Annotated in this window: 12 protein-coding genes; 6 read left to right on the forward strand and 6 right to left on the reverse strand. The window is 44.3% G+C overall.

What is annotated here, in order from left to right; genetic code table 11:
* The first annotated feature begins 6 nt into the window (after positions 1–6).
* Positions 7–759 carry an energy transducer TonB gene (locus tag AAA942_RS17175; RefSeq protein ID WP_338221532.1) on the forward strand — a complete coding sequence of 251 codons (753 nt, stop codon included), beginning with the start codon at positions 7–9 and terminating at the stop codon, positions 757–759.
* A gap of 67 nt (positions 760–826) precedes the next feature.
* Positions 827–1,864 carry an endonuclease/exonuclease/phosphatase family protein gene (locus tag AAA942_RS17180; RefSeq protein ID WP_338221533.1) on the forward strand — a complete coding sequence of 346 codons (1,038 nt, stop codon included), beginning with the start codon at positions 827–829 and terminating at the stop codon, positions 1,862–1,864.
* A 25-nt stretch (positions 1,865–1,889) separates the two neighbouring features.
* Here AAA942_RS17180 and AAA942_RS17185 read toward each other — a convergent pair whose 3' ends face one another.
* From AAA942_RS17185 to AAA942_RS17200, 4 genes are read right to left on the reverse strand one after another with little or no spacing between them, the layout of a single operon-like run.
* Positions 1,890–2,870 carry an MlaD family protein gene (locus tag AAA942_RS17185; protein ID WP_338221534.1) on the reverse strand — a complete coding sequence of 327 codons (981 nt, stop codon included), beginning with the start codon at positions 2,868–2,870 and terminating at the stop codon, positions 1,890–1,892.
* Positions 2,867–3,625 carry an ABC transporter ATP-binding protein gene (locus AAA942_RS17190; protein WP_338221535.1) on the reverse strand — a complete coding sequence of 253 codons (759 nt, stop codon included), beginning with the start codon at positions 3,623–3,625 and terminating at the stop codon, positions 2,867–2,869. The genes AAA942_RS17185 and AAA942_RS17190 overlap by 4 nt, the downstream gene beginning before the upstream one ends.
* A 4-nt stretch (positions 3,626–3,629) precedes the next feature.
* Positions 3,630–4,427 carry an MlaE family ABC transporter permease gene (locus AAA942_RS17195; protein WP_338221536.1) on the reverse strand — a complete coding sequence of 266 codons (798 nt, stop codon included), beginning with the start codon at positions 4,425–4,427 and terminating at the stop codon, positions 3,630–3,632.
* A 58-nt stretch (positions 4,428–4,485) separates the two neighbouring features.
* The gene (locus AAA942_RS17200; RefSeq protein WP_338221537.1) at positions 4,486–4,854 is read right to left on the reverse strand and encodes a response regulator; all 369 of its coding nucleotides are present in this window, start codon (positions 4,852–4,854) and stop codon (positions 4,486–4,488) included.
* A 386-nt stretch (positions 4,855–5,240) separates the two neighbouring features.
* On the opposite strand from AAA942_RS17200, the gene AAA942_RS17205 reads away from it, so the two are divergent.
* A complete protein-coding gene (locus tag AAA942_RS17205) occupies positions 5,241–6,614 on the forward strand; it encodes a TIGR00341 family protein (RefSeq protein WP_338221538.1) in 1,374 nt (457 codons plus the stop codon).
* Between the two features lie 11 nt (positions 6,615–6,625).
* A complete protein-coding gene (locus tag AAA942_RS17210) occupies positions 6,626–7,081 on the forward strand; it encodes a YciI family protein (protein WP_338221539.1) in 456 nt (151 codons plus the stop codon).
* Between the two features lie 70 nt (positions 7,082–7,151).
* Here AAA942_RS17210 and AAA942_RS17215 read toward each other — a convergent pair whose 3' ends face one another.
* Positions 7,152–9,989: a PD-(D/E)XK nuclease family protein gene (locus tag AAA942_RS17215; RefSeq protein WP_338221540.1), complete on the reverse strand. Its 2,838-nt coding sequence runs from the start codon at positions 9,987–9,989 to the stop codon at positions 7,152–7,154.
* A complete protein-coding gene (locus AAA942_RS17220; RefSeq protein ID WP_338221541.1) occupies positions 9,986–13,231 on the reverse strand; it encodes a UvrD-helicase domain-containing protein in 3,246 nt (1,081 codons plus the stop codon). The genes AAA942_RS17215 and AAA942_RS17220 overlap by 4 nt, the downstream gene beginning before the upstream one ends.
* 175 nt (positions 13,232–13,406) lie before the next feature.
* Between AAA942_RS17220 and AAA942_RS17225 the strand changes: the two genes are divergently transcribed.
* Together AAA942_RS17225 and AAA942_RS17230 are read left to right on the forward strand one after the other, a co-directional pair.
* The gene (locus tag AAA942_RS17225; protein ID WP_338221542.1) at positions 13,407–15,566 is read left to right on the forward strand and encodes an alpha-glucuronidase family glycosyl hydrolase; all 2,160 of its coding nucleotides are present in this window, start codon (positions 13,407–13,409) and stop codon (positions 15,564–15,566) included.
* 11 nt (positions 15,567–15,577) lie between these two features.
* Positions 15,578–16,066 carry a VOC family protein gene (locus AAA942_RS17230; protein WP_338221543.1) on the forward strand — a complete coding sequence of 163 codons (489 nt, stop codon included), beginning with the start codon at positions 15,578–15,580 and terminating at the stop codon, positions 16,064–16,066.

The raw sequence follows: 16,066 nt of genomic DNA on the forward strand, positions 1-16,066 counted from the left end.
CACCAAATGCGCATTCTTTACACTTTCATTCTTTGCATTTGCGTCTGTTCAATGACTTGGAGTCAAAAGAAGGACGGTAAGCAAAATGAACCTTATCTCAATCGTCATTTTTTTGAAATAGGAAATAAAGACCTAGAGCGCCGAGCTTATCGGAAGGTCACAAACGAACTTGAAAATGGAGATCAAGTCTTCTGGATTTTTGATATGGAAAATCAAATGGTGGTCCAAGGGAAAGTGGAAATCAATCAAGAGGGACTCTTTAAGCAAGAAACCAGGGAGTATTTAAACGAGGAAGGGTCCATAAAAAGACAAACCATCAAAAATCTGGATAATGGAAAATATGTCACCAGTTTCTTTGAAAATGGGGAGAAAAAAGGCCAAGTCCTCAGGTTGGAAGATCAATCCTACTCTCTGTGGCGAATAAGCCCCGAAAGGGAACAAATCCGAGACCGTGATGATTTCAAACCTGGCTTGGATATGGATAGACTTCAGGAGCTTTTTGTCCAAAATCTTCAATATCCGATTGCGGCAAGGAGATTAGGACAAAGCGGTACAGTACAAATCGCCCTCCTGATATCAGAAACAGGAGAGCTCAAAGAACTCGAAGTTGCCAACGGGTATGGCCTCAATAAAGAACTGGTAAAGGAGGCATTAAGAGTAATCCGACTTTATGAAGGTCCATTTTACCCTGCCTTGGACCTTCAAGGCAATCCGGTGGAGGCTTGGATGTATCTGCCGGTCAGATTCTCTTTGGGTTGATTCCTAAAATCAAGTTAGGATACTCCTTGGATTGAGTCTATTTTTATTTTTCTCGATCAATTGAATTTTGATACTTTCCGGAATTACAGCTTTTTTTATCCTAGCCACCTTCATTCCACTGGTGAAATTGGACCATTGGTGGATTCGAGTTTTTGATTATCCCAGATTACAAAAGTTGATCATTTTGATCTTACTGGGCATATTTTGGATAGTTTCTGAAAAAATCGGGGTAGAAAAATGGATGGGTTTGGGATTGATATTTTTGTCAATCGTTTACCTTACTATTCAGGTATGGCCTTACACCCTCTTTGGTAAAAAAATGATTGCCCGAGTTCCATTTTCCAAAGAAAATGGGATTCATCTTATCGTAGGCAATGTCTATCAATTCAATACCCAGTATTCAAAAACTGTCCGACTGATCAAAAAAAGGAATCCCGATATGGTATTTCTGGTAGAAACCAATCAGACCTGGGTGGATGAATTAAAGGCGATTGAGGAGGCTTATCCCTATTGTATTCTTTTGCCCCAAGAGAATACCTATGGGCTGGTTTTCTATTCTAAACTTCCCTTTATCAGAAAAAAGATCAATTATTTACTCGACCCGGAGATTCCCTCGATCGAAGTAGATTTAAATCTGAAATCAGGAGAGACCATCACCCTGTATGGAATACACCCTACTCCACCCGTACCGGGAGAAAATGAAAAAAGCACAGAACGGGACGCAGAAATTCTGATCGTGGGAAAAAAGGCCCAAGAAAATTCAAATCCATCTCTAGTCATGGGTGACCTCAATGATGTGGCTTGGAGTTATACCACTTCCCTGTTTTTAAAAATATCAGAAATGGCAGATCCTAGGAGGGGAAGAGGGTTTTACAGTACCTTCCATGCCAAAGTCCCCTTTTTCCGTTGGCCCTTAGATCACGTTTTTTTGAGCAGGCACTTTGGCTTATCTGGTTTGAAAGTGCTCAGTGATATAGGCTCGGACCACTTTCCAATCGAGATTAAAGCAACGCTTACTTCTGAAAAAACCACAGACACCTTTCAAGCCAATGGGGATGAGAAGATCGAAGCCAGGGCTAAAATCATCAACGGGCATAAAGAATAAAGCCGGCTTTTGACCGGCTTTTAACTTAATTATCAGCAGCTTTTGCTTCCTCTTTGGCTTTTCGCTTAAATCCTTTTCGGAATGGCCAAGTGTACTCCAGTGCCTCCAAACCTTTGTTTAGGTTGTAAGTGGCTGAATCGGTATTGACCAAGGTACTTTTGAGAGATTCTGCAAAAGCAGGGTCGTTAAGCATAGTTCCGAGAGCATTATTGGGATCATCGAGCTTGGCGGAGATTTCTTCCAGCTTTTTGGTCAATTCTTGGGTGTTTTCAGCGCTTGCCTTAAAGCTGGCAATAGCGGCTCTCAATTCATCCGCTATCTCGGTATCCGTAGCCAAATCATTGAACAGGTTCCCTTCCTGATTCAGCTTACCTGCGAAAGTGTTCAGTTCGGCCAGCATTCTGTTACTGTTAGCAGAGGCTCTGTCCAGATTGGCGACAATCTCCTTGAATCGGACGGCCAATGTAGAATCGGTCATGACAGCTCCTACGATCCCTTCTCCTGCGGCAAGTTTCCCGGTAAGCAGCTTGAGGTCGGCGGTGATTTCCACCAGATTCTCATTGTTTACCTGCAGGGTTTCCATCATCTGATCGGTATCAAGCGGCATCACTGCCTCAAGCCGATCTCCCTCCTCTACCTGAGGAAAGTCCGTGCTGCCTCCATAGATGACAATAATCTTATTTCCGATCAATCCATCCGAGCTGATCGTGGCCTTGGAGTTTTTTCGGATAAATTCAGAAACACTTTCCTCCACATTCATTTCCACTTCTACTTGGGAATCTCCATAGAAATTGATTTTCCTTACCGTCCCGATTTTCACACCGGAAAACCAAATATTGTTCCCGGTCTGCAGTCCACCCACATCATCAAAAACAGCCTTGAGATGTATGGCCTTCACGAATTTTTTTTGCTGTCCACCCAGGGTCAATATCCCTGCCACCAAGATGGCTATTCCCAGGAAGACAAAAATTCCTACAATGACTGATCGTTTGTTTTCTCCTCTCATGAGTAAATGAAATTATAATCGTAGAATGATTTGATACGCTCGTCCTCAGCATGAGGAAATACTTCTTCGAAGGTACCCATTGCGTTAAATTGGCCATCCAAAAGGACAGCCATTCTGTCTCCAGTCATCTTGGCACAGGCCAAGTCGTGGGTAATCACGATGGAGGTGGTTTTGTAGCGCTCTCTCACTTCCATGATCAGATTATTGATATCCACGCAGGTGATGGGGTCAAGACCTGCTGTAGGCTCATCATAAAGCATGATTTCGGGATTGAGAACGAGTGTTCTGGCCACCCCAATCCGTTTCTTTTGACCTCCGGAAAGCTCAGAAGGCATTTGATTGATGGTTTGGGGAAGTCCGACTGCCTCGAGAAGCTCTTCGATACGCATGGTTATTTCTTTCTTGGTCAAATTCTTAACGTTTCTAACCAAAGGAAATTCCATATTTTCTCTCACTGTCATCGAATCGTATAGCGCTGAATTCTGAAAAGAAAAGCCGATTTTCAAGCGGAGAGCATTCAGGTCTTTGGTATTCAACTGAGAGACTTCTTTGCCCAATACTTCCATGGTCCCTTTGTCCTGATAGAGAAGCCCGACCATGATTTTGATCAATACAGACTTGCCTGTTCCGGACCTTCCTAAAACAACTAGATTTTCTTCTCTGAAAAGATCCAAATCCACCCCTTTGAGGACATCCAGATCCCCAAAGGATTTATACAGGTTTCTGATTTTGACGACGATTTCCCGATTTTCCATAGCCTTACATTCCCCGGATAGCATTGACAATCTGAAGAGCCAAAAGCTCTTCAATAAAGATCAAAAACATGGATATCACCACCGCTGAATTGGCAGCACGGCCCACTCCTTCTGTCCCTTTGGAAGAATTGTATCCCTTATAGCAACCTACAATCCCAATTGTAAATCCAAATACGAGAGATTTGATCACAGAGGAAAATACATCCAGAAATGTAATTGAATCAAATACCTGAACAAAAAAGGTGGATAAGCTCACCAATTCGTTTTTGTTCACATTGATGAAAGAGCCCATCAATGCCACAAAATCCGTATACATGACCAATAAAGGGATCATAAACGTAGTAGCCAAAACACGCGTAACCACCAAAAATTTGAAGGGATTGGTAGCCGAAACTTCCATGGCATCAATCTGCTCGGTGACTTTCATAGAGCCGATTTCGGCTCCGATACTGGATCCGACTTTACCAGCTGCAATCAGAGCAGTCACCAGAGGTCCCATGGCTCTCACCACCGCTATCGAAATCAGCGAGGGCAACCATGAAGATGCACCAAATTCTGACAGAGAAGGTCTCGACTGGTTGGTAAAGACAATACCTACAATGAACCCAGTGAGAGAGATAAGAGGAAGAGACTCTACCCCTATTCGATAACACTGGTGAATGACTTCTTTGAATTCGTAAGGAGGCAGAAACACTTCCCTGAAAAATCGTCGGACGAAGTTCCAGGCATCCGCCAATCCCGTAAAAAACTTATCTATTTTTTTCGAAAGCAAGGGCTTCCGATCATCTGCTTCTTCGGCCATAATATTTTTCGGATTTTCGAAAATAAGGAAATTTCAACAATGCCGGGCTTAATTTTCTTTAAGCATCCAGGATTTGAATGAGAACGTCTTCCGTAAGAGGTTTTTCAAAAAAACCAGAAACTCTAGAATCATCATTAGCCCGCACCAGATCCGAGTTAATTATCGAGGAAGTCATTAGGTAAAACTTACCTTGGAATCCTTGGCTAAACAGAGAATCCAGAAATTCCCATGCTTCCATATCTCCCAAATTCAAATCTGAAATCACAAGCGCTTTGGGAGTACCCGCAAGAAAATCTAAAGCCTCAGAAGCTTGATCGAAAAATTTTAGATTTGATTTTATCCCCAAAAGGTTTATTCTTTTCCTCAATAAAAGATGCATGATTTTATCGTCATCAAGCACGACTAGTGGGTTGTCAGACTGGTTCATTTTGGTTGGAAAAAATCAAGGTAAATTCAAAATTTTGGAGCTATGAGTTGTTTTTAAAATCTCCCAAAAATAAAGAATTCGATTTTAGAAAAAAGCAGAATACCTTTTCCTTTCAGACATTCAATTTTACAAATATCATTTTTTAAGGCTTGTCTAATTTTTTTAGCCTTATCAAATTAAGTTGAATCAAAATCAGACTTAATAAAATATAAATCAGTGTTTTAAACGCATTCAAATTAAGTTAAACTTATTGCCTAAATACGACTATAAGTTCTCCTACAAGCCCTCCCCTCCTCCAAACTTTTACTCAAGCCTCCTATCAAATATTTTTTCCTTTCCACTCGCCCAAATGAAAAAAGACCTATTTTCACCTAGCATTATCTATTATGGAAGACACCCAAAAACCAAGGAAAAACCGGAGCAGAATCATCCGGGTTTTGCTCTACCTGGCCCATCGCTTTGATCTCGAGGAAGGCAAGGAAGACGAACTGGAGACCATCGAATACATCTCCAAAAACGTAGAGTTTAAAGGTGCAAACCTCTGGATTCTGATCTTTGCCATTTTGGTGGCTTCGGTGGGATTAAATGTCAACTCCACAGCAGTCATCATCGGTGCCATGTTGATCTCTCCACTCATGGGTCCTATCATGGGGATCGGCCTGGCCGCAGGAATCAATGACTTTGATTTGCTGAAGCGATCTTTTAGAAATCTTGCCGTCGCTGTATTTATTTCCATCCTAACTTCCACGCTTTACTTCTTGGTCACTCCGATCAGTGATGCCCAATCTGAACTTTTAGCCAGAACAGAGCCCACAGTTTGGGATGTTTTGATTGCTCTTTTTGGAGGGCTTGCCGGGATTGTTGCCGGTTCGAGAAAGGAGAAAAGCAATGCAATTCCCGGAGTAGCCATTGCGACGGCTTTGATGCCTCCTCTTTGCACCGCAGGCTATGGAATAGCTACAGGCAATCTCTTTTATTTCTTTGGTGCCTTCTACCTATTTTTTATCAATTCTGTTTTCATCAGCTTATCCACTTACCTGATCGTCCGATTTATGGGATATCCCAAAAAGCATTTTTTGGATCCCAAAAGGGAAAAGCGGGTTCAGACTTATATCACACTGTTTACCTTGATGACCATTATTCCCAGTATCTACTTGGCTTATGGTATCGTCAAGCAATCTCTCTGGAATCAACAAGCCAGAAAGTTTGTACAAACTGAAATGAAGTTTCCTAAAACTCAAATTCTCAATGCCGACTATGTCTACAACAGCGATGAGCGAAAAATCGAAGTTAGTCTTATTGGGGAAACCATTTCTGACGAAGAAATCGAAATTCTAAGAACCAAAATAGTTGATTTCGGACTTACCGAAACCGAATTGACCCTCAATCAAAGCGGCAGCAGTACCGATATGCGAGTTTTGAGAAATGATATTCTGAAGGACCTATACGAGCGGAATGAGGTCCTGATTCAATCAAAAGACGAAAAGATAGCTTTGCTGGAAAAAGAGTTGGCCCAAGATGCCGAAATACGAATCTTAAGCACAGAGATGGCAGAAGAAGCCAAAATCAATCATCCCAATCTCAAAACCTTCAGTTTAGGAAGATCAATTTTCAGTGACTTGGAAAAGAAAAAGACAGATACGCTTTTGGCAGCTTATGCCTCCTTCAAATCCAGACCCAATACTTCCGAAATCAAGAAGCTGAACGATTGGTTAAAAATTCGCACAAAAGCGGATACAGTAGCTTTAATCCTTGATTAATTCCCCCATCTATGAAAAAAACGATTTTTACCCTCGCCTTCTTGGTTGGATTTCTGGGATTCAGCCTAGCCCAAGAAAGCTACGATGAAGCTTTGGCCAAAAAACTCGGAGCCGATGACTACGGCATGCGCAAGTACGTCATGGCCTTCCTTATTCGAGGAGATCGAGTCTCCGAATATACTTCCGAACAGCGCTCGGAAATCCAAGCTGGACACATGGCAAATATTGGAAGAATGGCTGAAATGGGTAAACTGATCGTAGCAGGGCCTTTTTTCGGGAATGATGACCTACGAGGTATTTACATCTTTGACGTGCAGACTTTAGAAGAAGCCAAAGCCCTCACCGAGACAGACCCCGCAATCCAAGCCGGAGTCCTCAAAATGGATCTCAAAGAATGGTATGGCTCTGCAGCCCTGATGATGCTACCGGAATTATACCCAAAAGTGACAAAAACAGCTATTCAGTGATCAGCCGCAGTTGGCAGTTGGCAGTAAACTAAATGACTGAATACTGTCTACAAAAAACGGCCTACTGCAATTACCTCCCGCAAATCTCCTTGTACGCACAGTATTCGCACTTTTTCTCGTCTTCGGTCTGATCAAAGGGAACTTCCAGATTGAAAATTTCTGCCAACAGCCCACTTAGTCCTTTTTCAAACTCCTCAGCAAAATCCCTGTAATCGCGGATTTCCTCCTTATTCATGACTAGGAAAGGATTGAATTTAGAGTCATAGATTTCCTTCATATTGAAAATCCCCGGTTTGATCGGAAGCTGGTTTTCGGCGTGACTGTGCTGGTAGAAGAAGGCATAGAGCAAAGTCTGCATGGCTGCCTTGTTTCGATGATCATCATTCCGATTAAAAAGAGAGTTGATTGTGCTTACCTTCTTGTTGTCTTTGCCGGTTTTGTAATCCAACAAGCGCACCACACCGTCTTTGATATCCATTCGGTCAATCACCCCTTGAAGTGACACCTCTACTCTCCCCAAAGCTGTTTCCACAGGGATTCCGGCCAGGTATTTCTTCTCCAGTCCGATTACTCGAAATGGTCCGTTTTTTTGATCGTAGGACAGGATTTCCTTAACGTACTTGATAAAAACCTCCCTGGCGATGAGTAATTGCCCACTGAGCTCAAATTCCTCTCCTTCTTCTTTCTTATAAAAAATCCTGATCGCCCGATCCACAGCTGCAGGAACCTGGTCCTTCAACCGATCAATCGTATGGGAATCTATGTCCCGGTGAGAATTCCCCTCCTCGATAGCATACAGGAGTTCGATAGCACTATGTAAGAGCGTCCCAAAGGTCATCGGATCAATCTCCGAGACCACCTCCTCTTTTTCTTTGAGCTCTGCCACATAGCGGAAATAAAACCTCAAGCGGCAATCCAGATACATGGAAAGTGCCGAAGCGGAAAAACTTTTGGCAAAGGGGTCCTCCCCCTCTTTTTTCAGGTAGAGAGCCAAGCGATCCATAATCTCCGGAGTCTTTTGTATCCGAATTTCCTGACTTGGGGTAAGCTCCACAGGAATCATCACCGGTTCTGGTTTGGAAATGTGCAATTCAGCCTGCATCTGCTGCACAAATCGGCTGACTTCATTGGCTTTTCCCTGATCTGCAGCTGTAGTATAGATCAGGTGAACTTCCTCTGCCCGATGCAAAAGACGGTAAAAGGTGTAGGCATAAATCGCATCGTTTTGCTCCTGAACAGGCAATCCAAAGGCTCGACGGAGGTTAAATGGAATCATGGAATTAATGCCACCTCCAGGAGGAAAACTACCCTCATTCACATCGCAGATGATTACGCGGCGAAAGTCGAGATTTCTCGATTCAAGCACACCCATAATCTGAAGTCCCTGCAACGGTTCACCTTCGAAAGGCAATTTCAATTCCCGGAAAATCTGCCGAAACAGCTTCAGCACAAAGTCTATTTTGCTCGCTTTCTCCAGATTACTTCGAAAGACTTCCTTTAATCGATTGAGCTGCTTAAAGGCCTGATAGAGGTAACTCCTTTGAATCACATCCTCTTTAAGTTCCTTGGCAAGGAATTGAATAATGGACCCGAGGTAATCAAACAGATCTTGGGCTTCGACCTTTTGGAAAACCAACTGAAAAAGTGTCCCTTCCTTCACCAAAGCCTCTAAAGGAACGTCTAGGAGATTTTCTACTTTGATCTTTTCGGAGATTTGCGAAGCAAAAAGCTCATCAGAAGCCTTCAGGTAGGAAAAGGAGAGCAGGTCAATCACCGGTTTGTGGTAAAAGAAGACATGACCTCCTTTCCACTTGGTGAATCGCTGCAAATCCAAAACTGCGTCCAAAAAGGCATAAATCGGCGCATTGCGGATCGGGTAGCCCATGGTCACATTCAGCTTGGAGATCGACTCAGGGAGGGTATGAAGGACTGGGAAAAGCAATTGCTCATCAGGAAGAATGATGACGGTCTCTTCCAAAGCTTCTTCTGTCCCTACTTTTTCCAAAAGCTTTCCGACCAAATTGGCTTGATTGGTCTTGAGTGGAATGGCATGGGTATGGATTTGGGCTGCTTTTTGGCTGATTTGGGCGGGTATCACCTCCGGAAAAGTTTTTCCCAAAACCGCATCTTTTTGATAATCCCTAAAAAACAAACCCGCTTCCTGCAATCGATCATCCAAGTAATAGGAATCTACATCCCAAAAGATCTCCGCTCCGAATTCTTTGACAAAATGCTTGATCAGCTTTTCCTCGGTCAGCGTAAAGGCATTGAAACCCACAAAGACGAAGTGCTTCTCAGGCTTTGTAATTTCTCCTGTATTTTCAGCAACCTGACGGTACAGCTGTCCGGAATAAGCCAAACCTGCCGTCCGAAGTCTCGCCTGAAAACTCTCGTACAATTGGGCCAAGACCTGCCAAAAACGAAGAAAGCGCTCCTGCTCGGATTCGTTTTGCCGCTCAAATGCCTTCCAAAACTGAGAAATCAGCTCTTTCTGCTCCTCTGTGAGGTAACTTAAATCGGATTCAAATTCCTTGATCTCCGCTAAATTGGTATAAACGGTCTTCGCCGGTGCCAGAAATTGATCCAGGTCATTGAAGTCCTTCAGGATCAATTCTCCCCAGAAATAAAACCGATCAAAATCCTCAGGATCAGTCTGGATCTGACGGTAAAGCTCATAAAGCTCAAAAATCAAAGTCAACTCATCTGCAGGCGTATTTCCTGCCAATCGGTAAAAAAGCTGCTCAATCGTGATCACTTCGGGCATCCAGACCGGCTCATCGATCAATTCCCCCAAGTACCGGGTAAAAAACAAGCCTGCACGTCGGTTGGGAAGAATGACGGTAATCTCCTTCAGGTCTCGGCCCGAATTGAGGATTTTTTGGGCGGTTTCTTTCAAAAATGGATTCATACTTCCAAAATTTCTGTGGGTTCGAGATAGCAGAGGTAGCCTTTCACCGGGAGTTGGCTCAGTTTGGAAACCAAGTCCATGTAATCTTTGACTTGCTCAAAATGGGACTCCCGCTTTTCTCCGGTTTTAAAATCGACAACCAAGGCCCTTTCCTTACCGATCAATATCCGATCCGGGCGTCTTTGGGCTCCTCCCGGCAGCAAAATACCCTGTTCGGAAAGGGATTGGAAAGCTGGACTAAACCACTCTTGAATTTGATTCAAGGAAAAAAGCATCTCCAGCTGGACCTTTACTTCGGCAGCGGTGTCCTCATCCCAACGGCCTTCGAAAGTAAACTCCCGTAGCAGCAATAGGGCATCTTCCAAACTTTGGGATTCTGCCAGCAACTCATGGATGATGACGCCCAATTTCCGCTGATTACGGGCATGGATACCCTCCTCGGAAAAATCCCAGGCGTAGTTTCGGGTTTTAAGCTTGTCTTTCCAGTCCGAAATTTCCCATCGCAAGCCAAGCGGGGCTTTGCTGATTTCCTCTTTCGGAGGGAGTTTCCTCCCCCATTCTCCCCAATCAAAAGTCAGTTTTTCTGAATCCCAACCTTGACCAGCAGGATCAGGGAGCTGAAATCCTGAAGAGAAAAGGGAAAAAAGAACATTCCCAGTTTGGTTGAGTTTGACCCCATCTTTAGTTCGGCTGAAGTCTGAGTAACCCCAAATCACCTCCTCTGCTCTGGTAAAAGCAACATAGAGCATATTGAGAGAATCCAGAAAGGCCAGCCGAATTTCGTCCTCGTAGTAGCTGCTAAAGTGTGAATTCCCCAGCGCGCTTTGATGGGTGAGCGGAACCACAGTGATGGGCTTATCTCCCGGATAAGGAGCCCATATCACGGGTGCCATTGGACCTGATGCCACGATTTTCCAATCCAAATACGGCATCACCACCACTTTGTACTGCAAGCCCTTGGACTTGTGAATGGTCAAAATCCGCATGGCATCGTGGTCTTCAGGAATCTTCACCGTTCGTTTACCCTTGTTTAGTTCCCACCAATCCAAGAAGCCCGAGAGGTCTGCCCGGTTCTTTTTCACAAAATCAAAAACTGCCTCCTTAAACCCGGAAATGTAGGCCAAGTCCTGCTGCTTTTCTGTTAGTCCCAAAAAAGCCAATCCCTCCTCCATCAACTCCACCAAAGGAAGCTTAAGCAGACTGTTTTCTTTAGCCAGAAGCTGGGCCTCCCTTTCCTTCAATATCTCTGGAAGGCTATTTTTATAAAAAAGGGAGTGGGTCAATTCCACCTCATGAAGCAAGGCATAGTAATGCCAAAGGGTCTTAAGGGCTACCTTGTCCGAGGGATTGTTGAGATAGGTAAAAAAGGCCAAAAGACACTTTACCGCGATGGATTTATCGATAAAGAGTGATTCTTCCGAAAGCACATCAAAACTGTATCCCGAGTCCGGGTTTTCTCTTTGATGCTTCATTAAGCGGTCTGCGATTTCAGCTCCTTGGGCATTTTTCCTGACCAAAAAGGCAATGTCTCTCGGTCTGTAACCTTGATTTTGAAGCTCCATCACCAAGCCTGGCAGTTTGTCCAAAACCGTTTCGTCCACCTCCTCTTCCACTGTGTCTTCATCCTCTGAGGAACTTCTAGAATTGCTCTTTTCGGTAAATTCCAGATGAATTTTACCTTGAAATTCCAGAACCTTTTTCTTTTCCGGTACTTCTTGTTTGACCTCCAAAAATGCATCTGTAAGGAGGTTTTGGGCATCCACCTTATAGGCATCTTGAATACCGGATTCCATCAAGCTGGGCAGTTTTTCGAAGACCAAGTTGTTGAAATCAATGATTCCCGGGAGACTTCGAAAATTGACAGACAGATTTTTCACCTCAATGAATTCCTCCCGAATCTGGCTTTGAACTTCACTCAATAACAACTCCAGCTTCCCTCCTCTCCATCGGTAAATGGATTGCTTCACATCTCCGACAAGCAAGTTGGTGTTTCCTGAGGCTAGAGAGTTTTCAAGCAAAGGCCGAAAGCTTGACCATTGAAAATCGGAGGTATCCTGAAACTCATCGATAAGGAAGTGACGGTATTGATTGCCGATTTTTTCATAAATAAAAGGCGCCTCGTTACCTTCCGTGATTTGCTTGAGAAAGTCATTGACATCCGAAATCAGCAGAATGCTTTCCTCATCTTTCAAATCCCGAAGTTCCAAAATCAAGTCTCGGAATACACCAAAAGCATTCAGGTTGCGCTGTAAGGCGGAGAGCGTATTCCAGTGGAGCACTTTTTCAGGTAAGGACAAAAGTAAATCCCTCAACCCAGCATCAGCAGCTGAGGTAATTGCATTTGCCAAAGGATTCTTTTTTCCCGTATACCAAGAATCAATTCCTTGAATTTTATCCCATTGCTTTTCTGTTGGCTGTGTAAAGGGCTCGTCTTTCTTTCCAAGGTTGGCCAAGCGAACCACAAAATTACCTGTCCCTCCACCACCTGAAAAATCCGTCCATTCCAATCCGAACTGTGCCCGAATCGTCTCTGCCTTTTCTCGCATTTCTTCTGCTTCAGCAATCAGCTTGCGACGCTCAGCATGCAGTTGCTTTCGAAATTCTCCCAAAAAACCTTCCTGCGCCACACTTTCCTGGAAAAGGGATCGGAATGCCTTGAACCGCTCCTGAAAAATCTCCTTTCCCAGTCCTTTGATGCCCATCCGTATATCCCAGGATTTTCCGTCCTCAATCTGCTCTTCTGCATAGCCAATCAGCCAAGCTCGGAGATTTTTATCCTGAGACACCTTCTCCACAATCCGATCCACCAATCGCTCCAAGACCGCATCGGTATCCATCTCTAAGTCAAACTTGGCCTGCAAATCCATTTCCCGGGCAAAGGAGCGGATGACTTTCTGGAAAAAAGAATCAATCGTACTTACCGAAAAATAGCCATAGCCATGAAGAATGCTCAGCAGTGTATTTCTAGCTCTAGTTTTCAGTTGCTCAGCGTCCAGATTCAGGTGCTTCATCAACTGTTGATCCAAATACTCCCCCTGCCTTACCTCATGACTCAGGCGCTCCAAGACCTCCAAAATTCGCTCCTTCATCTCTGCTGTGGCCTTATTGGTAAAGGTCACGGCAAGAATCTGCCGGAAAGCTCCAGGGTGGGCTAGAGCCAATTTGAGGTATTCCAACGTCAGCGTATAGGTCTTACCCGAGCCCGCTGAGGATTTGTAGATAATAAAAGGTCTGTTTTTCATTTCGAAAAAAGTATGGCTTGAAGATAGTTAAGGAGGCCCTTTAATTCCCAATCTAAAAGTTACTGCTGACGAATATTGTCACAAAACCATTTAACCTAGTCTAATTCCACCAAAAAAATCGGAATTGAGTTTACCCTGTTTTTTGGCCAACTTAACCATGCAAATGTTTGATCCCATGAAAACCCTATTCTCCCTTATTTGCCTAATCTTTTTTTCTATTCCGAGCTTCTCCAAGGACGGCTATGAGCTTTGGCTTGATTATTCCAAGATCGAAACTTCGCCTATGCGGGCTGAAATTGAGCCACTCTTTTCAGGAATTTATTTTTTCGGAACAGGCCCAACCCAGGAGGTAATTCGACAGGAACTTGAAATCGCCAGTGTCAAAATGCTAGGAAAAGAACCTCTTTATTCCACGGAAAGATTGAATCAAACCCGGCTTTGGTTGGGCACAAGGGAAGAATTAGCACAGGTGCTCGGGCTGGAAACTCAGATGAAGATCCGCAACCTAGGGCCTGAGGGGTATTGGAGAGGGTCAATCGATTTTCAGGGAAAAAGCTATTATGCCATCATCGGTAATCAACCTGTTGGGGTACTGTATGGAGTCTTTGATTGGCTCAAAAGCATTCAAACCGAAACTTTCGATGCCAAAACCGAAAAATCTGATGCTCCTAAAGTTAAGCTTCGCATGCTCAACCACTGGGACAATCTCGACCGAACCGTGGAAAGAGGTTATGCAGGCTTTTCGATCTGGGATTGGCATAAGCTTCCTGGCTATATCGATCCCCGATACATTGATTATGCCAGAGCCAATGCCAGCCTTGGGATCAATGCTGTTTCCCTGACCAATGTGAACGCAAACGCCCGAATCCTGACCACGGATTTCATGAAAAAAGCCAAGGTGTTGGCTGACCTTTTCCGGCCTTATGGGATCAAAGTATTTCTTACTGCCAGGTTTTCCGCTCCAATGGAAATCGGTGGATTGAAAACTGCCGACCCGCTAGATCCGGAAGTGATTGCATTCTGGAAAAAGAAGACGGAAGAGATGTATTCTTTCATTCCGGACTTTGGAGGTTTTCTGGTCAAAGCCAATTCAGAAGGACAGCCTGGCCCACATGAATATGGAAGAAACCATGCCGAAGGAGCTAATATGCTGGCCGAGGCCTTGGCCCCGAATGCGGGAATTGTGATCTGGAGAGCTTTTATCTATTCCCACGAGATTGACGAGGACCGGCATAAGCAGGCCAATCTTGAATTTGAACCTTTGGATGGAAAATTCAGGGATAATGTGATCATTCAAGTCAAAAACGGCGCGATCGATTTTATGCCAAGAGAGCCTTTCCATCCGCTTTTTGGAGCAGTGAAAAACACCAATCTAGGGATGGAGTTTCAGATTACTCAAGAGTATTTGGGACAAGCGACCCAGCTAGTTTATTTGGCTCCGATGTGGGAGGAAGTATTGCGAAGCAAAACCTACCGCCCCACTCCTACCTCTACAGTGGCGGGAATCATTGATGGAAGCGACTCGGGGCAAAAGCTCACTCTTATGGCCGGAGTTTCCAACATTGGTACAGACCGAAACTGGACAGGTCATCTATTTGGACAGGCGAATTGGTATTCATTTGGTCGGCAAGCTTGGAATCCCTACTTGACTTCAGAGGAAATTGCCAAAGAATGGATAAAAATGACTTTCGGTCAAAATCAAAATGCGCTCTCTAAAATCAGTGAAATCATGCTGAAATCCCGTGAAGCCGCCGTCAACTACATGAATCCACTCGGCCTGCATCATATCATGGGCAGAAGTCATCACTATGGCCCTGCCCCTTGGGTGGAAGGTGGTAGGGCCGATTGGACTTCTCTATATTATCATCGGGCGGATAGTTTGGGAATTGGGTTCGATCGAACTGCCACAGGCTCGAATGCCTTAGGGCAATATGCCCCTGAAATTTCGCAGGTTTGGTCTGACCCAACTCAAATTCCGGAAAAATACCTGCTTTGGTTTCATCATCTTCCTTGGGATTTTGAACTGAAGTCAGGCCGTTCACTTTGGGAGGAAATCGGCCTACACTACGATCAGGGGGTGAAAACCGCCCGGTCGATGAAATCTGAATGGGATTCACTTCAAGGCCAGATTGATCCCGAGCGTTTTTCTCACGTAAGCCAGTTATTGGCTATCCAAGTTCAGGAAGCCGAATGGTGGAGAAATGCCTGCCTGCTTTATTTCCAGACTTTCGCTCAGCGTCCTTTTCCTTCCGAAATCGAGCAACCGCAAGGCGATTGGGAGTATTACAAAAGTCTGGAATTTCCATTCGCACCCGGTATCCGTCCACGCTGGTAAATAATCTCCTTATGAAACCCTACTCCATTCCTTCGACTACACGAATCGGACACATTCACCTCAAAGTGAGTGATTTGGAAAGGTCTTTGGACTTTTATTGTGGTCTTCTCGGATTTGAACTGGTGATGAAGTACGGAAAAGAGGCCGCCTTTATCTCTGCCGGAGGATATCATCATCACATTGGACTGAATACTTGGCAAAGCAAAGGAGGAAAACCTGCCCCCAAAAATTCAGCAGGGCTTTTTCATACCGCTATTTTGTATCCCACACGAAAGGATTTAGCCCGGATTTTCCAACGCCTACTTAATGCCAACTATCCGCTTACAGGAGCTGCTGACCATGGAGTGTCTGAAGCGCTCTATCTGGATGATCCCGATGAAAATGGAGTGGAACTGTATTGGGATAGGCCTAAAGACCTTTGGCCAAAGGATGAGAATGGAGAATTAACCATGTATACCCGAAGGCTAGATTTTGAAGGTTTGTTGAAAGAAATTCGCTAA

It is taken from the genome of Algoriphagus sp. oki45 (genome assembly GCF_036245605.1).
Lineage (GTDB): Bacteria > Bacteroidota > Bacteroidia > Cytophagales > Cyclobacteriaceae > Algoriphagus.